Annotated in this window: 23 protein-coding genes; 11 read left to right on the forward strand and 12 right to left on the reverse strand. The window is 65.0% G+C overall.

From position 1 onward, the window contains the following. Positions 1 to 51 precede the first annotated feature (51 nt). Together I6F28_RS10130 and I6F28_RS10135 are read right to left on the reverse strand one after the other, a co-directional pair. Positions 52 to 867, reverse strand: coding sequence for a helix-turn-helix domain-containing protein (locus tag I6F28_RS10130; RefSeq protein ID WP_225139822.1), 816 nt, complete (start codon positions 865 to 867; stop codon positions 52 to 54). Positions 868 to 971: 104 nt separating this feature from the next. After that, positions 972 to 1,178 (reverse strand): hypothetical protein, encoded by a 207-nt coding sequence (locus I6F28_RS10135; RefSeq protein WP_225130870.1) that lies wholly within the window; start codon positions 1,176 to 1,178, stop codon positions 972 to 974. Between the two features lie 147 nt (positions 1,179 to 1,325). Between I6F28_RS10135 and I6F28_RS10140 the strand changes: the two genes are divergently transcribed. Then, positions 1,326 to 2,873 (forward strand): FAD-dependent oxidoreductase, encoded by a 1,548-nt coding sequence (locus tag I6F28_RS10140; RefSeq protein ID WP_192893165.1) that lies wholly within the window; start codon positions 1,326 to 1,328, stop codon positions 2,871 to 2,873. 165 nt (positions 2,874 to 3,038) lie between these two features. Next, positions 3,039 to 4,799 carry a CYTH and CHAD domain-containing protein gene (locus tag I6F28_RS10145; protein ID WP_225139823.1) on the forward strand — a complete coding sequence of 587 codons (1,761 nt, stop codon included), beginning with the start codon at positions 3,039 to 3,041 and terminating at the stop codon, positions 4,797 to 4,799. A gap of 122 nt (positions 4,800 to 4,921) precedes the next feature. Here the strand turns inward: I6F28_RS10145 and I6F28_RS10150 are convergent, their stop codons facing one another. The 5 genes from I6F28_RS10150 to I6F28_RS10170 all read right to left on the reverse strand — a co-directional run bounded on the left by I6F28_RS10150 (position 4,922) and on the right by I6F28_RS10170 (position 9,264). Next, a complete protein-coding gene (locus I6F28_RS10150) occupies positions 4,922 to 5,545 on the reverse strand; it encodes a transglutaminase-like cysteine peptidase (protein WP_036029667.1) in 624 nt (207 codons plus the stop codon). A 330-nt stretch (positions 5,546 to 5,875) separates the two neighbouring features. Then, positions 5,876 to 6,487, reverse strand: a complete 612-nt coding sequence (locus I6F28_RS10155; protein ID WP_026312634.1) for a PilZ domain-containing protein — start codon at positions 6,485 to 6,487, stop codon at positions 5,876 to 5,878. Between the two features lie 124 nt (positions 6,488 to 6,611). After that, entirely contained in the window at positions 6,612 to 7,862 is a 1,251-nt protein-coding gene (locus I6F28_RS10160) for an MFS transporter (protein ID WP_346656735.1), read from the reverse strand. Positions 7,863 to 8,170: 308 nt separating this feature from the next. Beyond that, on the reverse strand, positions 8,171 to 8,347 hold the full coding sequence (locus I6F28_RS10165) for a hypothetical protein (protein WP_225139825.1): 177 nt from the start codon (positions 8,345 to 8,347) through the stop codon (positions 8,171 to 8,173). Positions 8,348 to 8,352: 5 nt separating this feature from the next. Next, a complete protein-coding gene (locus I6F28_RS10170) occupies positions 8,353 to 9,264 on the reverse strand; it encodes a fatty acid desaturase family protein (protein ID WP_225139826.1) in 912 nt (303 codons plus the stop codon). On the opposite strand from I6F28_RS10170, the gene I6F28_RS10175 reads away from it, so the two are divergent. Beyond that, positions 9,263 to 10,414 (forward strand): zinc-binding dehydrogenase, encoded by a 1,152-nt coding sequence (locus I6F28_RS10175; protein WP_225139827.1) that lies wholly within the window; start codon positions 9,263 to 9,265, stop codon positions 10,412 to 10,414. The genes I6F28_RS10170 and I6F28_RS10175 overlap by 2 nt on opposite strands. Positions 10,415 to 10,439: 25 nt before the next feature. Further along, positions 10,440 to 10,862, forward strand: a complete 423-nt coding sequence (locus I6F28_RS10180; RefSeq protein WP_225139828.1) for a VOC family protein — start codon at positions 10,440 to 10,442, stop codon at positions 10,860 to 10,862. 6 nt (positions 10,863 to 10,868) lie between these two features. Here the strand turns inward: I6F28_RS10180 and I6F28_RS10185 are convergent, their stop codons facing one another. Continuing rightward, entirely contained in the window at positions 10,869 to 11,609 is a 741-nt protein-coding gene (locus tag I6F28_RS10185) for a metallophosphoesterase family protein (RefSeq protein ID WP_225139829.1), read from the reverse strand. Between the two features lie 271 nt (positions 11,610 to 11,880). Here I6F28_RS10185 and I6F28_RS10190 point away from each other — a divergent pair, with 271 nt between their 5' ends. From I6F28_RS10190 to I6F28_RS10200, 3 genes are all read left to right on the forward strand, one after another. Continuing rightward, a complete protein-coding gene (locus tag I6F28_RS10190) occupies positions 11,881 to 13,806 on the forward strand; it encodes a DEAD/DEAH box helicase (RefSeq protein ID WP_225139830.1) in 1,926 nt (641 codons plus the stop codon). A gap of 394 nt (positions 13,807 to 14,200) precedes the next feature. Beyond that, a complete protein-coding gene (locus tag I6F28_RS10195; protein WP_225124845.1) occupies positions 14,201 to 14,686 on the forward strand; it encodes a phasin in 486 nt (161 codons plus the stop codon). A 115-nt stretch (positions 14,687 to 14,801) separates the two neighbouring features. Next, a complete protein-coding gene (locus I6F28_RS10200; RefSeq protein ID WP_225115087.1) occupies positions 14,802 to 15,029 on the forward strand; it encodes a hypothetical protein in 228 nt (75 codons plus the stop codon). A gap of 45 nt (positions 15,030 to 15,074) precedes the next feature. Here the strand turns inward: I6F28_RS10200 and I6F28_RS10205 are convergent, their stop codons facing one another. From I6F28_RS10205 to I6F28_RS10215, 3 genes are all read right to left on the reverse strand, one after another. After that, positions 15,075 to 15,581, reverse strand: a complete 507-nt coding sequence (locus tag I6F28_RS10205) for a GNAT family N-acetyltransferase (protein ID WP_036015246.1) — start codon at positions 15,579 to 15,581, stop codon at positions 15,075 to 15,077. A 79-nt stretch (positions 15,582 to 15,660) separates the two neighbouring features. After that, positions 15,661 to 16,794, reverse strand: coding sequence for a DJ-1/PfpI family protein (locus tag I6F28_RS10210; protein WP_036015286.1), 1,134 nt, complete (start codon positions 16,792 to 16,794; stop codon positions 15,661 to 15,663). A 135-nt stretch (positions 16,795 to 16,929) separates the two neighbouring features. Further along, positions 16,930 to 17,484: a PAS domain-containing protein gene (locus I6F28_RS10215; protein WP_036029643.1), complete on the reverse strand. Its 555-nt coding sequence runs from the start codon at positions 17,482 to 17,484 to the stop codon at positions 16,930 to 16,932. A gap of 449 nt (positions 17,485 to 17,933) precedes the next feature. Here I6F28_RS10215 and I6F28_RS10220 point away from each other — a divergent pair, with 449 nt between their 5' ends. Further along, positions 17,934 to 18,752, forward strand: coding sequence for a rhomboid family intramembrane serine protease (locus I6F28_RS10220; protein ID WP_036015285.1), 819 nt, complete (start codon positions 17,934 to 17,936; stop codon positions 18,750 to 18,752). 188 nt (positions 18,753 to 18,940) lie between these two features. Continuing rightward, positions 18,941 to 19,369, forward strand: coding sequence for a CBS domain-containing protein (locus I6F28_RS10225; RefSeq protein WP_036015240.1), 429 nt, complete (start codon positions 18,941 to 18,943; stop codon positions 19,367 to 19,369). Here I6F28_RS10225 and I6F28_RS10230 read toward each other — a convergent pair whose 3' ends face one another. Next, entirely contained in the window at positions 19,370 to 20,443 is a 1,074-nt protein-coding gene (locus I6F28_RS10230) for a patatin-like phospholipase family protein (RefSeq protein WP_225139831.1), read from the reverse strand. It lies immediately after the preceding gene. Positions 20,444 to 20,690: 247 nt separating this feature from the next. Between I6F28_RS10230 and I6F28_RS10235 the strand changes: the two genes are divergently transcribed. Together I6F28_RS10235 and I6F28_RS10240 are read left to right on the forward strand one after the other, a co-directional pair. Next, positions 20,691 to 21,764 carry an RgsD C-terminal domain-containing protein gene (locus tag I6F28_RS10235; protein WP_036029640.1) on the forward strand — a complete coding sequence of 358 codons (1,074 nt, stop codon included), beginning with the start codon at positions 20,691 to 20,693 and terminating at the stop codon, positions 21,762 to 21,764. Between the two features lie 317 nt (positions 21,765 to 22,081). After that, positions 22,082 to 22,321, forward strand: coding sequence for a hypothetical protein (locus I6F28_RS10240; protein ID WP_225115011.1), 240 nt, complete (start codon positions 22,082 to 22,084; stop codon positions 22,319 to 22,321). Positions 22,322 to 22,531: the final 210 nt, after the last annotated feature.

Raw genomic sequence — 22,531 nt, forward strand, 5'->3', positions numbered from 1 at the left:
ATGTCACACGAGCAGAGTCAAATAGAAACAACATTTCATTGTGTGAAATGGCTAGCTCTTGGCGGCCGCGGACGGGCCGGCCGCACCAAGCCTGGCGCTGAGCGTCTCGGCCAGTGCGGAGGCGACTTTCTTCATCTGAGGCACGAAGCGCCTGAGACCTTCCTCGGTGCTGACGGCCTCGCGCAGCATCATCACGTTCATGCTTGCGAACAGGCGGTTCGGAACAGCGACGGGAACGCCGATCGCCCAGACGGCGCCGCCGAAGATGCGGCGGCTGTAGCTCTCGTCCATCACTGCGAATCCGGCTTTCCGGATCGCGCGCAGCACCTTGGTGAGTTTGGCGGGATTGCGGGCGAGGTCGTTCCAGGGCTCCGGGCTGAGGGCAAGGCGCGCCGCGATGCGCTCCTGCTCGGCCGGTTCGCAAAACGCCAAATAGGCGCGCCCCATCGAGGTGCCCAGCACGGGAAAGCGAAAACCCGGCGGACGGTAGAAGAGCAGCGAACCGCCGATCCGGGTCGTATGTGCGATCACCATGGATTCCTCGTCGAGCACGGCCACGTCCGAGGGCCACTGAATCTGTTGGCGAAACTTGTTGAGCATCGGTTCGGCGATACCGCCGATCCAATTGGGTTCGTCGTAGCCGGCGCTGAGCAGGAGCGCCCGTCCGGTCGGGGCATAGCTGGGCGGCTCGGCGCGCCGCACCACATATCCTTCATGCTCCAGCGTTTCGAGCATGCGGACGATTGTTGCCTTGTTGAGGCCCGTCGCCTTATGCAGCGAGCCTACGGTCGATTGCCGTTCCTGGTTGATGACGCGCAGGACCTCGAGGCCTCTCGACAACGCGATAACGGGACGGAACGAGGGCATGGCAGCTCTTTGTGAGGACCGTGCCGCTAGTCAATGATGTAATCGCCGGATCAGTCAACAGGCCCGACTCCCGGCCGGGAATTGGACGGTGCCGCATCGGCTCCTCAGCGACCGAGTTCGCTTTCGGCGGCAAGCTGCCCCTCTGCCGTGATCTCGTATTCGCCGTCGTGCTTGGTCATCCATCCTGACCTGACCATCTCTCGTGCAAGCTGTATCGAGCAGATCGGATGATTGCCGCCCGGGTGATACAGCCTGTCGTTGCGGACGAGCAGGTGCCCGTACAATCGCGCCTGGCGCAGCGCCCTGCGCATCCCCGGTGATGGACTTTTCATGCCGGTTCAAGCGCGAGCACGATGAAGGTTCCTAATGAATGCGGCCATCTCATCGGCGTTTCGTTCGATAACGCACATAGGAACCGTCATTCTGCTGCATCGTTTGCTCTTCCGAGGAGTAGCGCCATGAATGTACGGGATGAGCACACGTGGTCCCTCTGGATGGACGTATCTGTCGCCGAAGCTCCGGTGCTGTCGAGTACGGTCGGCGTGGACGTTGCCGTGGTCGGCTCCGGAATAGCCGGGCTTTCGGTCGCATATGAACTTGCTTGCCATGGACGTTCGGTCGCAGTGATCGATCGCGGCCGCATCGGCAGCGGGATGACGGCGCGCACCACGGCGCATCTGGCGACCGCGCTTGATGATGGTTATGATGCGTTTGTGCGAGTCCGCGGCCCTGACTGTGCGCGGCGTTACTATCAGAGCGTCGCTGCCGCGATCGATCGCGTCGAGGCCATCCAAGGCGCCGAGCACATCGATTGCGGTTTTAAGCGCGTCGATGGCTATTGGGTACTGGCATCCGAAACGTCCGCATCCGAGCTGGATAGTGAATTGGACTGCTGTCGCAAGCTGCAGATTCCGGTCGAAAATTGCATCGAGCGGACACCATTCCATGACAGCGGTCAGACGCGTTCGCTGCGCTTTCCGCGCCAGGCGCGCCTGCATCCGACTAAATATCTCGCCGGTCTGGCGAGCGCACTGCAGCGCCGGGGCGCCCAGCTCTATGCTGACACCTGCGTCGAGAGCATCCAGCAACGCCAGGGTAGCATGGTCGTCACCACCGCCTCAGGCTACGAGGTTCACGCCGCCGACGTGGTGGTTGCGACCAACTCGCCCGTCAATGTTCAGGTGGCGATCCACACCAAGCAGGCGCCTTACCGCACTTATGCACTCGCCGCGAAGATTGCGGCCGGCGCCGTGGAGGATGCGCTCTATTGGGACACGCTCGATCCTTATCATTATGTCCGCCTCCACCCGTTATCTGCCGACGAGGACATCGTGATCATCGGCGGCGAAGATCACAAGTCGGGTGAGGCGAATGATGGCGCACAGCGCCTTGACGCGCTCGAGCGCTGGGCGCGCGAGCGATTGCCGGATTTGCGCGAGGTCACCCATCGGTGGTCGGGTCAGGTGCTGGAGCCGGTCGATTTCGCCGGCTTCATCGGCCGCAGCCCCGGCGAGGAGCATGTATTCGTTGTCAGCGGCGACTCCGGGCAGGGGATCACCAACGGGCTCGTGGCCGGCATGCTGATCGCGGATCTCATCACCAGCGGCGCAAGTGCCTGGGAGGACGTCTACGCTCCGTCGCGGAAGATTCAAAGGAACATCGGCGAGTTCATCAGCGAGAACATCACCCCTATCAAGAATTTCGCGGAGTATCTCACCGCAAGTGAAATCGCGAGCGCTGAACAACTGCGGCCCGGCGAGGGGCGCCTCTTCCGAAGCGGCCTGAAGAAGATCGCGGCGTGCCGGGACCGAAGCGGACATTTGCATTTGCATTCGGCGAGCTGCACCCATTTGGGCTGCGTCGTGCACTGGAACTCACTCGAACAGTGCTGGGACTGCCCATGTCACGGATCGCAGTTTGCACCCGATGGCACCGCGCTCAACGGCCCGGCGGTTTCCCCGCTCGGCGAGGCTGAAAAGCCGGCCAATCTTGAAGCGGCAGAATGAGCGGCATCTCTCGGCGTGTCGTAGGGGGCTTGGGCCGGCGGCTGCAGCTTTTACCTGGCGAGCTACATGTGAATCATGATGCGCGCCGATCTGATGTGACTATTCCTCGCAGGCTGTACAGGCTATATCCCTGTCGCCTGTCATTGAACTGTCATGTTACCGCAAATGCTAAAGTCAGATGCTGCGCCGGCTCGCAAGACTCCGGGCGCGCCGGAAGCCGATCCTGCTGTTGGGAACACCAAGAGAACGCAGCTCCTCACTGGCTTGCCGGGGCAACGCGAGGACGTCAGCGTGGAACCCGCGACGGTCGAGGAGCGCACTGCCATTGAGCAGACGCCATCGCAGGACGTGACGCCCGCGCCGAGCCCAACCCAGCCCGCATCTCCCGTTGGCGAAATCGAGCTCAAGCTGCTCGTCGGTGCCGATCGCATGGCGCATTTCGGCGCAGCGCCCGTGATCGCGGCGAACGCACGCAACAAGGGCACGCGCAAACGTCTCAAGTCCGTCTACTACGACACGCCCGAGCGGGCGCTTCGTCGTGCCGGCCTGAGCTTGCGCGTCCGCCAGAGCGGCACGCGTTTCGTGCAGACCGTGAAGACCGAGGTTGCGGACGATCCGTTGCGTCGCGGCGAATGGGAAGCAAGCGTGCCTTCGCTTGCGCCCGATCTCGCTTTGGCGATGCCGTTCATTCCGGAGAAGCTTCGCGAGCGACTCAAAGCGCAGCCGCTCGAAGCGGTGTTCACGGCCGATGTGCATCGTCACACGCGCATCATCGACCTGCCATCCGGCACGGTCGAGGTCGCCTGCGACCAGGGCGAGCTGACGGCCGGCGACCGGTCGGTTCCTGTCAGCGAGATCGAGCTGGAGCTGAAGAGCGGCAGCGCGAGCGCGATCTACGAGATCGCTCTGCGCCTTGCGGAGCACGGAACGGTGAAGCCGTCCATCCGCAGCAAGTCTGCGCGCGGCTTCGACCTTGCCGCGGACCTGCCGCCGTCGGCACGCCGGCCGCGCAAGCTTCGCCTCGATCCCTCCGTGACGCTCGACGAAGCCTTCGCGACCATCCTGCGCACCTGCTTCCTTCACCTGCTGCAATCGCTGCCGGCGGCCGAGGACGGCCGCAATCCGGAAGGCGTGCATCAGCTGCGCGTCTCGCTGCGCCGGCTGCGATCCGCGCTCGACCTGATGCGTTCGGTCGGCGCGCTCAGCAATCTCGAGGCGCTGCGTTCGGAGGCCAAATGGCTGGCGCAAGGCCTGTCCGCCGCGCGCGACTGGGACGTGTTCCAGCTCGACACCTTGCCGGCGATCGCAAGAGCCTGTCCGTCGGTCGCGGGCTTCGATGCGCTTGGGCGGGCCGCGGCTCAGCGTCAGGCGGAAGCCTATCGCAGCGCCCGCCACGCGCTCGATGATCGCCGCTGCGCGCTCTTCCTGATCGGCCTCGGCGGCTGGATCGAGGCGCGCGGCTGGCGCAACGGCGTCGCGCCCGAGGATCTCGGCCGGCTCGCCGAGCCCGCCGTCAATTTCGCGCAGCGCGTCCTGTCGGAACAGCACGCGAAGGTGCTCAAGCGCGGCCGCCGCTTCAAGTCGCTGACGGTCGACGAGCTGCACCGCGTGCGGCTCGCCACCAAGCGGCTGCGCTATCTCAGCGAGTTCCTGCTGCCGCTGTACGAGGATCGCAAGTCCGCACGAAAATTCGCACGCCGGCTCGCCGGCTTGCAGGAGGAGCTCGGCGTCTTCAATGACATGGCGGTGACGGCCTCGTTGCTCGATGGGCTCGGCGCTGACGATCGCGACAGCGCCATTGCGGCGGCCGCGATCGCCGGCTGGCAGGCGCGGGCATCGATCGGCATGCAGCAGGGCTTGCAGGATAGCTGGCGGGATTTTGCCGCCGCACGCGTACCCTGGTCGCGCCAAGGCGAGCAGAGCTGATCGCGCTTTCCCAAAAAGTTGCGCCCAGCCATTGGGGGATGGCTGGGCGCGCGCGAACCGGTCTGGGACGGGGAGGGGTGGGGATGTGACCGGGTCGCGTAACCTGTTGTCTCTCGTTCCTACTAATCTTTGGCGCTGGCGGTGGAGACCGCCGGCTTGGTATCGCCCAGCGAGACCCAGACGTTGGGATCGCTCTGCGACTGGCGCTTGACGAAGCGGTAGCCGGTCTCCGTCCAGGCGAGGACGTTCTCGTTCTGATTGTCGAGAATGAACTCGCCCTTGTCGGTCTTCACCGTCAGCACCGCGTGGCCTTCGCCTTTCTTGTCGCGCACCACGGTGATGAGCAGGGCCTGGCGCGGCCAGCCGGCATCCATCAGCATCTTGCGCTTCAACAGCACGTAGTCTTCACAGTCGCCGTAACCGTCTGACGGCAGCGACCACTTCTCGATCACGCCCCAGTGCTCCTGGTCGGTCAGAGGCTTGACGGTCTCGTTGACCCAGCGATTGACCTTGACGAGGTCGCGCCATGCGGCCTGCGACATCACGATGTCGCGCGGCTGCAGCGGTGCGCCCTGGCACTGGGCAGCATTGTCCGCGCAGAACTCGACCCAGCCGATCGGCGCACGCGTGGTGTCGCCGAGGCTCGCGTAGAGCAGACGGCCTTCGCCGGCCTGCGCTGCCGCGCTGATCCCGAAGAGCATGGCGGCCAGCGCCAGTCCCTTCCCCCGTCCCCTGAAGTCAAACATTGCGGCCCCCGTTTCTTGTTGGGACCACATTTCGCACGGAGCTTTTGAGTTGCCGCTAAGTCGACCAAGTCAAGTCGAGACGAATGCAAGTAAAAGGCGCGGCGAATTCGATCTATACTTGAATAGAATTCGCGTAAAATTGGATATGACTGCAATTGATTCAAATTTTATCTATTAACGCGGAAGCGCTGGGAGGAGCGTTGTTTGCGCTCATCTGCAGCCCCTCCGTTAACCGCTGGCCATTCGCCGCGGGACATGAAAAAGGCGGCGTCCGCATCGCGGAAGCCGCCTTCGAGCCTGGAAATATGGAGGTTTTCGCGTCCTTGCGCTTTACCGCGCGGTAACGCTCTCTTCGAGTGTCTCTGCCGGCTGCTCGTGCATGAACTCCAGCGCGAAGCCGTCCTCGAGGTTTCGGACCACGCGGCCCTGGACCCGGCCGAGCAGAACCGTCGATTTTAGCGGTGGCCGGTTCTCGGCAGCGATCGCCGCGCCCGACAGCGAGAGGTCGATGATGCGGCAGGTCATCTTGGTGCCGTCCTCGAGCGTCAGCACCGCGATCGGGTTGCGCGGCACGATACGGTCGTGGCGGCGGTCCTCCGGCAGATTGAGGATGTCGCGGTTGGCGAGCCAGGTCAGCTGCGCGGCGAGCTTGTCGCGCTTGCGCGGCGTCGCACCGATGGTCATGGCGAAGCCGTTGTCGATGATCCGGGTGATCTTGCCCTCGACGCGGCCGATATGGTCGAGATAGGCGACCACGCGGTCGCCGACATTGCCGATGCCGGGGGCGAGCAAGGCGAGGCCGCCCGGCGACATGTTGATCACCTGGCAGGGGAATTCCCGGCGGTCCGGCAGCATGTAGCGGCCGAGCAGGTGCACCTTCACCCGCTGGAAGCGCCTGCGCTCCTCGGCGGCCGGAAGAAATTTTTTGTTCGCCAACGCCATTTCCAACACCCGACCCCCCGCCCGGGCGGAGTCCTTGCGACCCTAAGGTGCACAGGGTTAATGCCGCGTTAGGATCGGGCGCGCTGGACACGGACAGACACGATGCGCTCGAAAAGCCACACCTTCAGGCGGGGCTCGGCTTCCTCGCGGCGCGCCCATAAAGCAGGCACAGCAGCGCCAGCAGCACGGCGGCTGACAATCCAAGCGACCAGTGAATGCCGATCGCCGCGCCTGCTACTCCGACCGTGATGCCGCTGAAGGCCCGCATGCCGAGGCCGGCCATGTTGTAGAGGCCGACGACGCGGCCGCGGATGTCGTGCGGCGCGTTCAGCTGCACCAGCGCCTGCGCCATGGTGTTGAACGAGAGCTCGAAGAAGCCCGCGAAGAACAATAGCGCGATCGCGACCGGATAGACCGGCACCAGCGCGAAGCCGAGCAGCGCCACGCTCCACAGCATTGCCAGCGTGATCGCGGTGCGCGGGGTGCCCTTCAGCCGTCCCCAGGATTCCAGCGCGATGCCGGCCAGCACTGCGCCGGCCGCGTCCGCGGCGAGCAGCACGCTGTAGGAGACGCCGGGATCGCCATGGCCGAGATCGCCGGCATAGCCCGGCATCTGGGCGTGATAGGCGTTGCCGATCATGAAGGAGGTGAGGCCGGCGAGCCACGTCATCGCCGACAACACGGGCTGGGTGCCGATCGCGCGGATGGTGAGCACGATGTCGGCAAGGCCGCGCACGGCAAAACGCCTTGCCGCCACGCTCTTATCCCTGATCGGGGCCCAGAACAGCCACAGCAGCATCGGCAGATAGAACAGCGTGTTGAAGATGATGCCGTGCGAGGGACCGAGCGTCAGCATGATGAGCCCGCCCACCGCAGGTCCGACCAGGATGCCGAGATAGCGCGCCATCGCGTTCAGCCGCACCGCGCTCGGCAGGTCGGCCGGGCCGACCAGGTCGTAGAGCAAGAGCTGGTTCGGCGTCTGCCAGAGCACGCCGGCGCAGCCATGGATCACCAGAAGCAGCATCGCGTGCCACATCTGGATCGTATCGGTCAGGAAGAAGAAGCCCCAACCGGCGGAGGCGACGATGAACAGCAGCATGCCGCACTGGATGATGCGGCGCGGATCGAACCGGTCGGCGAGGCCGCCGACCGCGACGGAGAACAGCAGGAACGGCAGCCAGTGCGACAGCACGGCAAACCCGCCCAGCGTCGGCGAATGGAATTTCTGGAACACCACCCAATAGCTGATCACATGCTCGATGTTGTCCGCCATCATCGCCAGCACGTAAGAGGCGAACTGGAGACGGTAGGGCACGGACCTCATCGCCGCGAACGATCCGGACGCGGCCACGGGATTTTGGGGAAGGGGATTCACGGGATGACCTGAGGTGAGACTCGTGGCGAGTTACACGCTCGCCGGCCGGCGCTCAAGACAATTGGGCGTGCTGGAACAGCAGCCATGCACTCTTGCCACGAGGCTCCGTGATCTCAGGTGCAAGCCTTGCGAGCTCCGGCCCGCTCTCGTCGAGCCGGAGCAGCGACGCAATCCAGACTGCCCTGTTGAGGGATTCTGGATTGCTTCGTCGCAAGAGCTCCTCGCAATGACGGCGCCTGTAGTGCATCGACGTCACCATCGCGATCATCATGCAGCATCGGGGACCCCATCGTCCCGTTTCGCGTCGGTCAATCGCCGCAAGCCGGGCCGCTCCGGTAGTTGTGCGGCGTCCTGACATTCCAGACCAACCCGATCGCTTCGAGTGATCGGATCAGCCACCAGCCGGGATCGACCTGTCCCGGCAAAAGTCCGAGCTTCGCCGAGCCCGGATAGGCGTGATGGTTGTTGTGCCAGTTCTCGCCCATGCTGATCAGCGCGGCGAGGCGGACATGTAGCCTTGGGCCGCGACGCCATCGACGCTCCAGATCTGATCGCCGCTTGTGTGGGAGAAGTGGCCGACCAGCCAGTGGCCGGTGACGCAGACGCTGACGCGCACGCAAATGCCCCAGACCAGCCAGTCCAGCCCGCCGATTGCAAAGAAGAGGAGGGCCCAGGGCAATTGCTGCAACATCCATGTGCGTTCGATGAAGGCATAGAACCGGTCACTGGCAAGCGGCGGCTCGAGCCGGAATCTTGGCGGATGGCGCAGCACCAGCCGGCAATGCAATTGCCACCAGGCATCGCGCCAGAAGCCGGCGCCGTGGCGGGAATATTCATGGCACGCGGGCTGGCGCTGCGCCCAGTCGCGGAAATCGTGCAGGCGGATCATGCCGAACGGCCCGGCCATGCCGACGAGCGTGCCGAGATAGACGAAGAGATGTTCCAGCCAGAGTGGGCAGTCGTAGCTCGCATGGATCAGCTTGCGGTGCATGCCGACGGAGTGCCCTGCGCAGAGCGTGACGGCGCTCGCTGCGAGGAAGAGTGCGAATGCCGACCAGGAGAAGCAGAGCGGCGCGAGCGCGATGGCGGCCGTCGTCATGCCCGCGAGCCACAGCGACTTCTGCGGCGCCCATTGCACATATCCGTCTACCGGATCGGTGTCAGAGGCGACAAAAATTCGTTCCGAACCCGGTCGCAAATCCATCTGATGATCCCGGCTGACCGCGGCGCGAGGAGCCGCGCAGGTCCGAAGCAGGCATCGCTCCGGCACACGCAGCCTGCTCACACAACTGCGGCGTGTCAACGCGCCGCGTTGGTATTTCCAATGTCGCAGGGCTGTCATAGGTTGATCGCAGGCCCGCACGATCAAAACACAACAAGCGGGCAGCGAGGAAACAGCCATGCAACAAATCCGCGTCTGCACCCACGCAGGTCCCGGCTCGGAGCCCGTGATCCGCACCGTGCCGTGGCCGAAGGTCGGCCGCAAGGCTGCGCTGATCAAGGTCGGCGCCTGCGGGGTTTGCGGCACCGATCTCCATATCCTCAAGGGGCACTGGCCGAAGCCGCTGCCCTGGCCGTTCACGCTGGGACACGAGCTCGGCGGCGTCATCGTCGAATGCGGCGACGAGTTCACCGAAGATTTCATGAGCAAGCCGCTCAAAGTTGGATCGAAAGTGATGATCCCGCCCTTGATGCCGTGCGGCCGCTGCTACTATTGCATCCACTATCCGCAAACCGCGAACAAATGCCTGACGCCGGTCTATTACGGCCGCTATCTCGGCTTCGACAAGGCGCCGCATTTGTGGGGCGGCTGGGCCGAATATGTCTATGTCGATCTCGACATGCTGCCGGGCACCAAGATCTACAAGCTGCCGGACGACATGTCGTTGCGCCTGGGTGCGCTGTCGGAGCCGCTGACCTCCTGCATTCGGGCCTTCAATCGTGCGACCCGCGCCGGCGGATTCAGTTGGGGCGACACCGTGGTGATCCAGGGCTCCGGCCCGATCGGCATTCTGGCGGTCGCGGCCGCCAGGGAGATGGGGGCGGGGCGCATCATCTGCGTCGGCGCGCCGGAGGAGCCGCGGCTCAAGCTGGCGCGTGAGTTCGGCGCCGAGACGACCGTGAACATCGAGGAGCTGAAATCACCGCAGGATCGCATTGCGCGCGTCCGCGAGATCGTCGGCGGCTTCGGCGCCGATCTCGTGATGGACTGCTCGGGTCATCCAACCGCCGGCCCCGAGGGCATCGAGATGCTGCGCGACGGCGGCACCTATGTCGAGATGGGCCAGTTCACCGACGCCGGCTCGATCGACACCTCCTGGCACCGCATCTGCACCAAGGACCTCAACGTGCTGGGATCCTGGGGCTTCACCGGCAATGACCTCCCGCTCGGCGTCGACATGCTCTACCGCACCCGTGACAAATACCCGTGGCTGAAAATGCAGACGATCTACCCGTTCACGGAAGCGGGCGTCGCGCAGGCCGTGCAGGACGCAATGGCGATGAAGACGGTGAAGTCGACGATCGTGCCGTGGCCGGAGCTGGTGGAGTAAGAACGTAGCCGAGATGAGCGACCAAATGAAAAACGAAGAGACGGCCGACCCAAACCGGAGCTCCCCCTTCAACGCCATCCGCGCGATCGACTACACCGTCATCTTCGTGCGCGACCTGACAGCGATGCGGCGCTTCTACGAGGACGTCCTCGCCTTTCCACTCTCGCGCGAGCTGTCGCCGAATTGGATCGAGTACGGCCTCGGCAGCAACACGTTGGTGCTGGCAAGGCCGAGCCGCACCGCCAGCGATGCACCGACGCCAGCGGGCAGCGCCTCGCTGCAGCTGGCCTTCAAGGTCTCTGCTGCAGAGGTCGACGCGTGCGCCGATGAACTCGTGCGGCAAGGCGTGGCGCTGCTGTCACCGCCGACCAACCAGCCCTTCGGCCATCGCACGCTGTTCTTCCGCGATCCCGACGGGAATCTGCTGGAGGTGTACGCCGAGATCTGAGAAATTCTATTTGACGTATCCCGACAACATGGCGTGCGCCCAGTCCGGACGGTTGTTGGCGAGCGCGCGCGCCGAGGCGGCCTCCCAGTCGTATTCGAGGGCCAGCAGCTCGACCTGCCAGCCCCTTTTGCCCTTGGTGAGGATCGCGTAGCGGGCGTGAGGCGAGCGGTGTTCCAGTTTCGCGGCAAAGGGAATGTCAGCGAAAACAGGGCATCCGACGCTGCCGGGATTGAGGACCAGACATTCGCGCGGCCCGTGAACGACGGCCGGGCGGTGGCTATGGCCACACAGCACCACGCGCGCCGCCGGCTCGCTCGCAAGGCGTGCTTCCAGCACGTCGCGGCGTGCCGGCACGAAGCGGCCGTCGTCGAGTGCGTCCTCCAGCAGGCACGCCGTATCGCTCTCGGGCGTGCCATGGCAGGCCAGGATGCCGTCGTCCAGTCGCAGCTGGGAGGGCAGGTTGTGAAGTGCACGACGCTGCTCTGCAGTCAGTGCGTTTCGCGCAAACAGACCTGCCGGCGAGAGCTTGTCGTCCGGAAACTCCTCGATCCAGCGATCATGATTTCCGCGCACGGTCGGCAACGACAGCGATTGGAGGAATTCGAACGTTTCCCTCGGCCACAACGGGCTGGTGACGCAGTCGCCGAGGTTGACTATCCGATCGACGCCCCGCGTCTTGATATCCGCCAGCACCGCCTCCAGCGCGGCGAGATTGCCGTGGATGTCGGAAATGACCGCCAATCGCATCTTTATTCCCCATATCGCCAGACGTGAGCGTGGCTCGGCTATAGGCCGATCCCGCCGCGCCAAGGTTAATCGAGCTGGCCGCAAAAATCCGCTGCAAGCTTCAGGCGCGGCTCGCCGTCAAGCCATGCATCACGGCTATGGTGATTTCCGGGCGCTTGGCGTAAAGAGCGCCCAGATCAAATCAGCGTGCGGTCGGGCCGTTTGCCGCGCACGCAGCTCGGGGCGCCGGTTCACCGTTTGCGCGCCTGAATCAAACAAGGTTTCCCATCTCGTGTCTCTTCCGGCCCTGACCCCGCCGCTCGCCCGCGCTTTGGCCGAGCGGAACTATGATTCACTGACGCCCGTCCAGCTCGCGGTGCTCGCCCATGAAGCCACCAGCCGCGACCTCCTGGTCTCGGCCCAGACCGGTTCCGGCAAGACCGTCGCTTACGGCTTGGCCATCGCAAAGAACATCCTCGATGACGCCGAGCAGTTCGCACCAGCGGCCGCGCCGCTCGCCTTGATCGTGGCGCCGACCCGCGAACTCGCGCTCCAGGTTCAGCGCGAGCTGGCCTGGCTCTATGGGCATGCCGGCGGGCGTGTCGTCTCTTGCGTTGGCGGCATGGATCCGCGGCGCGAGCAGCGCGAGCTCGCCGCCGGCGCGCATATCGTCGTCGGCACCCCCGGGCGTCTGTGCGATCATCTGCGGCGCGGCCGTCTCGACATTTCCGAGCTCGCCGCGGTTGTGCTCGACGAAGCCGACGAGATGCTCAATCTCGGCTTTCGCGAGGACATGGAATTCATCCTCGAGACCACGCCGCAGACGCGCCGCACCCTGTTGTTCTCGGCGACGTTTCCCCGTGGCATCGTCGCGCTGGCGCGGCAATATCAGCGCGACGCCTTCCGGATCGAGGTCGCCGGCGACGAGGGCGGCCACGCCGATATCGAATACCGCGCGATCCGCATCGCGCCCGCCGACGTCGAGCATGCCGTCGTCAACGTGCTGCGCTTCTACGAGGCGCCGAGCGCGCTGGTGTTCTGCAGCACGCGCGATGCCGTCAGGCATTTGCAAGCCGCGCTCCTGGAGCGCGGCTTCTCTGTGGTCGCGCTGTCGGGTGAATTGACGCAGAACGAACGCACCCTGGCGCTGCAGTCGCTACGCGACGGCCGCGCCCGCGTCTGCGTCGCGACCGACGTTGCCGCCCGCGGCATCGACCTGCCGAGCCTCGACCTCGTCATTCATGCCGATTTGCCCAACGACGCCGAGGTCCTGCAGCATCGCTCGGGCCGCACCGGGCGCGCGGGCCGGAAGGGGACGAGCGTCCTGCTGGTGCCGCCCGCGCGGCGGCGGCGCGCCGAGCTGCTGCTCGATCTCGCAGGGGTCGACGCGGTCTGGGGCACGGCGCCGCAGGCGGAAGACATCCGCAAGCTCGATCATGCGCGCATGAAGGACGTGCTGTTCACGGAGGAGACTGGTCCCGACGATCTGGCTTTGGCGCAATCGCTATTGGCCGAGCGCTCGGCCGAGGACATCGCCGCCGCGCTCGCGCGGCTTTATCGCGCGCGCCTGCCGTCGCCAGAGGACATCATCGATCCCGGCGAGCGAAGCGGCAGGCCGGAACGCGGGCGTGATAGGTCCGAACAGGGCGAGGACCGCGCCAAGCCGCGGTCGAAGGCTGGGAAATCCTCGAAGCACGCCATGGCGGATGGCAGCGTCTGGTTCCGCGCCGCCATCGGGCGCCGCAAGAACGCGGAAGCGCGCTGGCTGCTGCCGATGATCTGTCGCCGCGGCGGCATCGACAAGCGCGACATCGGCGCCATCAGGATCATGGAGACCACCACCGAGTTCGAGATCTCCCAGCGGGTCGCCGAATCCTTTGCGGCGAAGATCAAGCGTCCCGACAAGGAAGACAGCATCCGGATCGAGCCGATGACGGATGCGCCTCACCGGCAAGACGCTCCTCAGGAGCGCCCCCGCGCGCCGCAGCGCGAGGCCGGCGCTCATCATGAACGGCGCGAGAATCGCCCGCGCGAGGCGAGTGGATTCAAGTCGCGCAGCAAGCCTCAGGGCGAGCGCGCGTCGAAATTCGGTGATGCGCGTTCTTTCGCAAAGAAAAAGAAGCACAAGAACAAGCCCGGCCATGCAGAGCCTTCGGTCACGCCGTGGCCTGCGAGGGGCGCGCCCGAGAAAAACGCGAAGAAGAAGCGTCGGGGCTGATCTGCCGCTTTCCGGCCCCGGCCAGACTAACGCCGCCGAAGGCTCGCGCGGTGCGCTATGGCGCAATCAATCAGTAACATGGTGCCATCCGGACGCGCCTGCGAGCCCGCGCCTTCTCGAGTTGGCAGAATCCTTTTCGGCAAACTCAAAGCGGCAAGAGCGGCGCCTGCGGCGAGGCGTCGCTTGAATCGAATTTAATCAAGTCGAGAGTCTGAAAGCGAACTGAAGGTCCGATCCTGGTTGGTCATAGTTGGCATCGGCAGGGGGGCGAGAGCAGCTCATCAGCAGCATCCCTCCATTTTGAGAGTAGGGGCACTGGTTTCCCGGTGCGGCCCGCACCCGGGAGCTTCTGAGAGTCTTCAATCCAACATCTGGTTTCGCGTGAAAGGATGGAATGACGATGCATGATGCCAATGTGAAAGCCGAGACGAATGCCACTCCCGCGGGTGGGAATGGTGGTGCAAGGCTCAAGTTCGACGTGCCGTTTTTCAATATCCAGGAGATCTTCGGTGATCTTGCCGAGCAGGGCGCCGCGCGGGCCAAGGCAAATCTCGAGCAGATGAAGGCGGCTTCCGAGGAGATCACCGACGCTTTCCGCGAAGTCTGTGCGACCAATGCCACGCGTGCCGCCGACTACGGCACCAAGGTCATCGAAATATCGAAAATCAATACCAGCTCCACCCTGGAATTCCTGTCCCAACTGGCCGATGCGAGGTCGTTTGCGGATGTCGTGAACCTCTCCACCACCCACAGCCGCAGGACCTTTGAAATGGCTTCCGGGCATAACCGGGAGCTTTGGGACCTTGCTCAGAAGGTTGCGACCGAGACGGCCGAGCCGATCAAGAAGAGCTTCAACCGGGTTCTGCACAGGGCAGCTTGAATCGAGGCTATCGGCCGCGTGAATCGGCGGACGAGCGTCTTCGCCAGAAGAGACGCCGTCCGGCTGATGGCGGCGACGCCCTTCCGTGAAGGGATGCCGAGCTGGAGGAAATCAGATGGGTATGGTGATGATCAAGTGCCCGGAAACGGGCCGAGCCATTTCGACCGGCATCGAGATGGACCGCGAACGATTTCGGTGCAGTGCAGTGTTCTTCTCTCGCACCTATTGCGAGATGTGTGCGGCAACGCACGAGTGGTTTGCCAAGGAGGCCTGGGTCTACGAAACGGGAAGTCCGGGGGTAGGCAGTCGTTCCGCGCGGGGGCGGCGTGAAGAAGCAGCCTGACGGCGTCCTGCGAAGCAATCCGATCAATTTGCCCGGGGACGGGCATTACGTCGCGGCGAGGTCGCGCAGCATGTAGGTCGCGCCGTCGCCGTAGGATGCGAGCTTTGCGTGCAACTCGGCGTCCGCCGTCACGGTCCGAAAGCCGACGCGTTCCCATAACGGCGGCGTGCCGTAGACCGAGACCAGCGCGAGCGTTCTGATGCGTGATGCACGCGCCAGCTTCTCGATATCACCGACATAAGCGCGCACGCCGCCGCCGCGGAACTCCGGCAATACGGCGACGTCGTGGATGTAGAGACAGTCGGCGCGATCGGGCAATGCTTGCAGAAAGCCGTCGAGCGGCGGAATTCGGTACCGCATCCAGGGATGTGCCAGTCCGTAGCCGATGATGCCCTGGTCCGTATCGAGCACGCCGCAGCCCTCCGGGCAAAGCCTGATCTTCTCCGCCAGCACCTCTTCGCGTTCGGGCAACGCCGGATGGATGCGTGCCGCAATCGCGCTTATCGCAGGAAGGTCGGAGGCGCGCGCGGGACGCCAATGCGGCTTGCTCATGTCGATCCGTCGTTCCGTGGTGTCCTTACAATCTATTCCGCCGCGGCGCTGCGCGCAGCGGGAAAGATCCTGGCGGTCGTTATCGCGGATATTCCAGCTGCATCGCCACGAAGTCGGCCGTGCGTGCTCCATAGCGCGTCTCGATCGCGCGCAGCGTTTCGTCCAGCGCCCGCGCCGGCGGCGAGGCGCCGGAATCCGGCACAGCCTGCTCCGCCGGCCAGCTCCCGGCAATGCGGTCCGGCAGGATGCGAAGACCGCTGCGGCTGGTCCGCGCCTCTGCCGTGGCGGCGAAGGTGAGGGCGCGCGAGCGGTAGGTGCGCGACCACGCATCGGCGATCAGGGCGAGCGAGACCTCGTCGACATCAGGCGTCAACGCGATGCCGAGTTGCTCGCGCTTCCAGAATGCGAGCGTGTTTGCGATCGCCGTCAGCGCGAAGGGGCGTGTGAAGCTGAACGCGTCGCTGCGGTGGCGTGCGTCCCATCGCGCAAGGCCGATGTCGCCGGCGACCGCCTCGGCCTTGGCGCGGCCGGCGATCGCCTCGATCAAGGTGAGGGCCATCGGCATGGATGCGGTGATGCCAGTGGTCGTCGCGACGCCCTGGTCGACGACCAGCCTGCGGTCCGCCGCGTAGCGGATCGTCGAATGCTTCTTCAGATCGCCCACGGAATACCAATGCGTCGTGGCCCGCTTGCCGTCGAGCAGCCCGGTGTTGGCAACAACCGTGGCACCGACGCACACGCCGATCACAATCGCGCCCTTGCCGGCTTGGCTCCTGATCCAGTGCAAGACCGTTGCGTCGTCGTCGCGGCTCATCGCCGGCACGATGACGTAGTCGGCGCCATCGGGGTGCGCGGCATCGAACTCGGCGATGGTCGCATGCGGCTGCACCTTGAGGGCGGGATAGAGCGTGACGGGCCCTGGCTGCGTCGACAAGGTGAGGACGTCGGCAATGTCGGCGCGGGCGAGAATGCCGTAGGGCATCAGGTAATCGGTGGTCTCGCTCATGTCGTTGATGCCGACGATGGCGATCAAGGGTCGCTTGCGTTTCGGCGGTTTCAGCGCCGCCAGGGTCGATTCGGTTTCGTCTCTGGAAATCGCAGGCGCGGTTCCCGAGGCTGGCGCGGCTGGCAGCAGGAGCAGCCAGGTCGCGCCGATCCCTGCCAGCAATGTCATGCCGCCGAGGGCAGTCCACGCCAGATTGCGCCAGCTCATCATGATGTCACCCGCTCGTCTCACGCGGCGCGGAAGCTATCCGGTCGCATCGACGTCAGGAATGACGCAAATCCGGCAAAAACGGTCACGCTGCGCGACGATCCATCGCAGGATCGCCGCACGTCTGCAGGGGCTCTATCGCAGCCCCTCATACACCATCAGCCCGCGCGCGATCTGCAATTTGCGGATGGCGCGCGGCAGGAGTTTCTCCGGCTGGTGCAGGTAGCGCCAGGAAGTGAGGGTGAAGGCGGACAACGTGCCGCATTCGTCGTCGAACGGCGCGAGCACGCCGGTGACGCTGACCGGCGTATGCGGGCGGGCGTTGAAGGGCAGCAGCAGGAGCTCCAGATGCGCCTTGCTGCCGTCCTCGCGCGCGGCGGTGACGCCGGCGATCGCGCCCAGCGTCTCGTCGGCGACGATCGTCGTGATCTCCTCGATCTCGCTGCGGCTTGCTTCTGTGAACAGCGCCGCAAAGCTGCGGTCCTTGAGGTCGGTTCCTGCGAGCGCGCAGACGCGCGTGCCGGCGACGCGGAACGGGAAGCCGAGGTTCGGCTCGCAGGACAACACGAAGATGTCGCCGAGCAGGCCGCGGACCGCGGCCGGGTCGATGTCGGCCCGGTCAGGAGCCCGTGCAGTGCCGCGCTTCTTGTCCCAATACGCGAAGAACGCGCGGCTCGACGGATGTTTCATGACTGAACGCTCGCCCCGGGGTGCAACCTCGAAGGGACAGACTTGTCCCGCTTCAGTGCACCCGCGATCCCTTCTGTTGTTGTGCAGGAGGGGATTTGCAGCGTCCATGCCGCCGGCGCGTTTTCAGGCTTCTTGGGCCGGCCTTTACGTCGTTAACGTTAAATTAACTATGCGCTTCGTGCCGGCCGCGCGCCTGCTATGGTGACCGCGGTCGCAAGCCTCGCCGCTTTTCTCCAGGTTCTCGGCGGGGCCTGTACAGGGCGTCAAACAGTTTGGTCACGGGCCGCGGGGAGGGGTGGGGATACGCCTTGTCTCTCCGGCCACCGGAAGACCGACACGGACAGGCAGGGCTTCGGCCCTGCCTTTTCCTTTTGTGCACTTGCGCAGGGACGGCAAAGGCGCCTATCTCCAAGTCTGTCGCCCCGATGTCGCCCGAAAGCGAAGCTGCCTTGGATTCCCCGCAAGATTCGTCGCCGCAAGGTCCTGAGCCGGGCCCGCCGGCCGTCGTGGAGGCTCCGCGCGAGCCGATCCTGACGCTGCCTCCGGCGCTGACCGCCTATATCCTGCTGCTGGCGGTGATCCATCTGCACGTGCTGCTACCGCCCGAGCTCGAGAACTGGACCATCGACGTCTTCGGCTTCATCCCAAAGCGCTACGATTCCTCGCTGCTCAATCTGCAGATCCCGGGCGGGGCGGGGGCGAAGGTCTGGACCTTCGTCACCTATTCGCTGCTGCACGCCAATCTCACCCATCTCGGCTTCAACGTGCTGTGGCTCTTGCCGTTCGGCAGCGCGTTGGCGCGGCGTTTCGGCACCGTCAGGTTCTTCGTCTTCCTGGCCGTGACGGCGGCGGCCGGCGCGCTCGCCCATCTCATCACCCATGAGCATGCGGTGGCGCCGATGATCGGCGCCTCGGCCTCGGTGTCGGGCGCGATGGCAGCCGCAATCCGCTTTGCCTTCGTCCGCGGCAGCTTCCTGTCGTTCAGCCGATCGGATGCCGATACCGCCGCGAAAGTTCCGGCGCTGCCGCTGTCCCGCGCGCTCCGCGACGGGCGGGTGGTCGGCTTCCTCGCCGTCTGGTTCGGCATCAACATCATATTCGGCGTGGGCGCGATCGGGGTCGATGCGGAAACCACGAGCGTGGCCTGGCAGGCGCATATCGGCGGCTTCTTCGCCGGCCTGTTGTTGTTCGCGCTGTTCGATCCCGTGCCGCGCGTGCGAAGCGATGCTGCGGATGCGTCATCACGGGACGTTTCAGACCGTATCTGAAGCGGCGCTTGCGACGCGGCCCGAATTCATCCATCATTCCCGCGAAGAATGTTCCGAAGCGACACGTCCTTAGCGACGATGCTTCGCAAAGCGCACGAGCGTGAAACCGGCGCTGTAACTGTTAGTTGAAGACTCGCGAACAAGTCCGAACCGCCAAAGGCGGACGGCTCGGATTCAGGGAGGCGACGATGACGGTACGTTCCATTCTGAACACCAAGGGCCACCAGATCATGAGCGTCGAGCCCGATGCCAAGCTGGCGGACGCGATCAAGCTGCTCGGCGAGAAGAAGATCGGCGCGGTGCTGGTGATGAGCCAGAGCCGGCTCGAGGGCATCCTGTCGGAGCGCGACATTGTGCGCGTGCTCGGCGAGCGCGGCGCCGGCGTGCTGGAGGCGCCGGTCTCGGAGGTGATGACCCGTAAGGTCGTGACCTGCAAGGAGACCGACACCGTCGCCGAGCTCATGGAGATGATGACGACCGGCAAGTTCCGTCATCTGCCCGTGATCGACAACGGCAAGGTGGTCGGCCTGATCTCGATCGGCGACATCGTCAAGCGCCGCGTCCAGGAATACGAGAGCGAGCAGGAAGCCCTGCGCGACTACATCAAGACTGCCTGATCAGGCCAAGTCTCCCGCTTTCGGCTCGTCCGCTTTCGGCGCGATGCCCGCGGGCGTCGGCGCCAGCACGTGGATCGCCTCCTGGATGGACTCCAGTGCACGCTCCGCAGCGCGCGTGCCATGTGCGATCAGGTCTTCGGAGCGGTGGAAGTCGAACCAGCCGAACTGACCGACCCGCGGCGTGATCAGCATGTCGGGCGGATCGCCGGCGAGACGGGCGCGGGTGATGCGGTCCTGCATGATGTTGAAGGCGTCCACCATCACCGAGGAGATGCCGGGCCGGCCGTTACCGCCGAAGAACTCGCGCTTCATCGTCTTCTCGGGCGAGAACAGGCGCGGGAAGCGCCGCTTCGCCGTCGGCTCCTCGGCCACCGGTACGACCGGGGCGGGCACTGCGCCGTGCGAATAGATCGTGGTGGAATGGGTGAAGATGTCGCTGGAAAGATTTGCGGCGATGACGATTTCGGCGCCGAGCGCGCGGGCGGCCGAGACCGGCACCGGGTTCACCAGCGCGCCGTCGACCAGCCAGCGGTCGCCGATCAGCACGGGCGCGAAGATGCCGGGCAGGGCGTATGAGGCGCGCATGGCATCGACCACGCGGCCGCGCGTCAGCCAGATCTCGTGGCCGGTGCGAACCTCGGTCGCGACGCTCGCGAACTTGATGGGCAGGTCCTCGATCAGGATCTGCCCGATCGCCTCCTCGAGCCGGGTCGCGAGCTTCTCGCCACCGAGCAGGCCGGAGCCGTTGAGACGGATATCGAGATAGCCGAGAATGTTGCGCATCCCTTGCAGGCTGCGCCCCCATTCCTCGAACGTATCGAGCCGGCCGGCCGCGTGGAGGCCGCCGACCACGGCGCCGATTGACGTGCCGACCACGACATCGGGCACGATTCCATTGGCAATCAGGGTCCTCAGGATTCCGATATGGGCAAAGCCGCGCGCCGCGCCGCCGCCGAGGGCAAGGCCGATCACCGGCCGGCGGATGCTGCCCAGGCCAACTTTTTCGCCGACTTTTTCGCCCACTTTCTCGCCGTTCGAGCCGTTCGCGCCCCGGCCTTTCAATCTGTCCAGCACCGAAACTCTCCTACGCCGGGCCAGCCCGCATCGTCAGACTAGGCATCGCACTTGCGCTCCGCCATATCAGGCGCGAAGCATGGTTTATGCCGCTTTGGAAAGGGCACGGGGCAGGAATATGGCGAGGGCCGGTTGCCACGGGGCTAATCACGCAACCGTCAAGCCGGTTCCACCGAAGGTCCAGGGCCGTATTCCCTGGGGTTTCAGAGGCTTGAATTTGCCGCGTTTTCGGTGAAAAGCAGGGACCATGACACGCGGGGGTGACGGCATCAGCGGATGGCGGCGCAGCAGCAGGCTGCTGCCGGCGCTCGTCCTTGCCGCATGCCTCTTTACTTCCGGCCGAAATGCCGCCCAGGCGCAGCTTTTCTCGGATCGTCCGCCGCCGGTACCGCCGGCCTCGGTGCCCGACCCAGGCAACGCTGTCAGCCTGGCGCCGCCCTCCGGGCTGGGCGCGGGACCGCCAAGCCTGCCGCCGACCCTGATGCAGCCGGCGACCCCGAGCATGCCACCGCCCGCTGTCTCGACCGTGCCGCCCGCCGCCCCGCTGAATGCGGCCGTGCCCGGACAGGGCGTGCTGTCGCTGACGGCGAAGTACGGCAAGGACTCGGCCCCGATCACCAGCGGCCTGGTCTGGCGCGTGTTTGCCGACCGGCCCGACGAGAACGGCACCTTCAAGCTGATCCGCGAGGACCGCAGCGGGACGCCGAACATCGTGCTGCCGCCCGGCAATTATGTCGTCCACGTCGCCTTCGGCCTCGTCAGCGCGGTGCGCACCGTCAGCCTGAAGTCCGAGACCAATCGCGAATCCTTCGTGCTGCCGGCCGGCGGCCTGCGCATCGAGGGCCGCGTCGGCACCAGCCGCATTCCGCAGAACCAGATCTCATTCGCGATCTACAAGGGCAGCCAGTTCGAATCCGGCGAGCGCGCTTCCCTGGTGCCGAACGTCGCCGCCGGCGACGTCGTGCTGATCCCGGAGGGCACCTATTACATCGTCTCCAACTACGGCGATGCCAATTCGGTGGTGCGCTCGGACATCCGCGTCCAGGCCGGCAAGCTCACCGACGTCACCATCACCCACCGCGCCGCCGTCATCACGCTCAAGCTGGTCAGCGACAGGGGCGGCGAGGCGCTCGCCAACACCGCCTGGTCGGTGCTGACCCCCGGCGGCGACGTCATCAAGGAATCGATCGGCGCGTTCCCGCGCGTCGTGCTGTCCGAAGGCGAGTACCGCGCCATCGCCAAGAACGAGGGCAAGGTCTACGAGCGCGGATTCAACGTCGTCAACGGCGTCGACGGCGAAGTCGAGGTCATCGCGCGCTAAGGGCAGCCGGCGGCGAGAGGCTCCGGCACGACGATTCTCATCGCGCGCACGGATGTGCATCTTCTGTTACCGTCACCGTCAGTGGGTTTCTGCCAGGTAACCTCGGACCCCTCTCTGTGTTCTGTTGTGAACACTGGTAGCGTCATCATTACGTGCAGGGGCCAGCAAACACCGGCGGCATCGGCTTATTCCAGCAGCAGCGCGTCTTGCTTACGATCGTGGACGGTACGTATTTCCGATAATCAATTTTATTCTCTTTCCATCCTGCTGCGCTATATGTCTGGCGTCCGTCCAACGGGGGAAGCCGGAGCAGGCTCATGCCTTGCAGGACCGGCATGGAGCAGGGGACCAGGCTTGTCGACATGTTCGAAGTGATCCTCACCAGGCGCAAGCGGTTCGGCTGGCGGTGGCAGGTGTGCGACCAGTCCGGCAAGATATTTGCCGACGGCTTCGAGCGCACGCGCCCGTCCGCCAAATATCAGGGCGAACGCGCGTTGTTCTTCCTGCTGTCCCAGGCCTATTTGCGCAACCGCTCGGCGGCCTCCAGCGAGGATTAGCGGGGTAGGCCACCATCCCTTGCGTTGCCCGACGGGCAAAACACGCGAGCGCTAGGTCAACGCACGCGGCCCTAAATATTCCGCTTTACCGAAATTCGGAAATCGCGTATGTCTCGCGCAACCCGGCCCAAGGAAGAGGGGCGTATCGCGATCGTCACGAACGCGGGCCGGGGGGCGGTGGACGCTGATGGCGTTGGCGCGAAAGGGTTT

It is taken from the genome of Bradyrhizobium sp. NBAIM14, from assembly GCF_020193895.1.
Taxonomy (GTDB): Bacteria; Pseudomonadota; Alphaproteobacteria; order Rhizobiales; family Xanthobacteraceae; genus Bradyrhizobium; species Bradyrhizobium yuanmingense.

What these genes read in the sequence shown, in the direction of transcription:
- I6F28_RS10200 (WP_225115087.1), top strand. Translation starts at nt 14,802, where the DNA reads ATGGGTATGGTGATGATCAAGTGCCCGGAAACGGGCCGAGCCATTTCG.
- I6F28_RS10130 (WP_225139822.1), bottom strand. Translation starts at nt 867, where the DNA reads ATGCCCTCGTTCCGTCCCGTTATCGCGTTGTCGAGAGGCCTCGAGGTC.
- I6F28_RS10140 (WP_192893165.1), top strand. Translation starts at nt 1,326, where the DNA reads ATGAATGTACGGGATGAGCACACGTGGTCCCTCTGGATGGACGTATCT.
- I6F28_RS10150 (WP_036029667.1), bottom strand. Translation starts at nt 5,545, where the DNA reads ATGTTTGACTTCAGGGGACGGGGGAAGGGACTGGCGCTGGCCGCCATG.
- I6F28_RS10210 (WP_036015286.1), bottom strand. Translation starts at nt 16,794, where the DNA reads ATGAGCTGGCGCAATCTGGCGTGGACTGCCCTCGGCGGCATGACATTG.
- I6F28_RS10175 (WP_225139827.1), top strand. Translation starts at nt 9,263, where the DNA reads ATGCAACAAATCCGCGTCTGCACCCACGCAGGTCCCGGCTCGGAGCCC.
- I6F28_RS10235 (WP_036029640.1), top strand. Translation starts at nt 20,691, where the DNA reads ATGACACGCGGGGGTGACGGCATCAGCGGATGGCGGCGCAGCAGCAGG.
- I6F28_RS10155 (WP_026312634.1), bottom strand. Translation starts at nt 6,487, where the DNA reads ATGGCGTTGGCGAACAAAAAATTTCTTCCGGCCGCCGAGGAGCGCAGG.
- I6F28_RS10165 (WP_225139825.1), bottom strand. Translation starts at nt 8,347, where the DNA reads ATGGGCGAGAACTGGCACAACAACCATCACGCCTATCCGGGCTCGGCG.
- I6F28_RS10170 (WP_225139826.1), bottom strand. Translation starts at nt 9,264, where the DNA reads ATGGCTGTTTCCTCGCTGCCCGCTTGTTGTGTTTTGATCGTGCGGGCC.
- I6F28_RS10225 (WP_036015240.1), top strand. Translation starts at nt 18,941, where the DNA reads ATGACGGTACGTTCCATTCTGAACACCAAGGGCCACCAGATCATGAGC.
- I6F28_RS10180 (WP_225139828.1), top strand. Translation starts at nt 10,440, where the DNA reads ATGAAAAACGAAGAGACGGCCGACCCAAACCGGAGCTCCCCCTTCAAC.
- I6F28_RS10240 (WP_225115011.1), top strand. Translation starts at nt 22,082, where the DNA reads ATGCCTTGCAGGACCGGCATGGAGCAGGGGACCAGGCTTGTCGACATG.
- I6F28_RS10135 (WP_225130870.1), bottom strand. Translation starts at nt 1,178, where the DNA reads ATGCGCAGGGCGCTGCGCCAGGCGCGATTGTACGGGCACCTGCTCGTC.
- I6F28_RS10185 (WP_225139829.1), bottom strand. Translation starts at nt 11,609, where the DNA reads ATGCGATTGGCGGTCATTTCCGACATCCACGGCAATCTCGCCGCGCTG.
- I6F28_RS10205 (WP_036015246.1), bottom strand. Translation starts at nt 15,581, where the DNA reads ATGAGCAAGCCGCATTGGCGTCCCGCGCGCGCCTCCGACCTTCCTGCG.
- I6F28_RS10195 (WP_225124845.1), top strand. Translation starts at nt 14,201, where the DNA reads ATGACGATGCATGATGCCAATGTGAAAGCCGAGACGAATGCCACTCCC.
- I6F28_RS10215 (WP_036029643.1), bottom strand. Translation starts at nt 17,484, where the DNA reads ATGAAACATCCGTCGAGCCGCGCGTTCTTCGCGTATTGGGACAAGAAG.
- I6F28_RS10145 (WP_225139823.1), top strand. Translation starts at nt 3,039, where the DNA reads ATGCTAAAGTCAGATGCTGCGCCGGCTCGCAAGACTCCGGGCGCGCCG.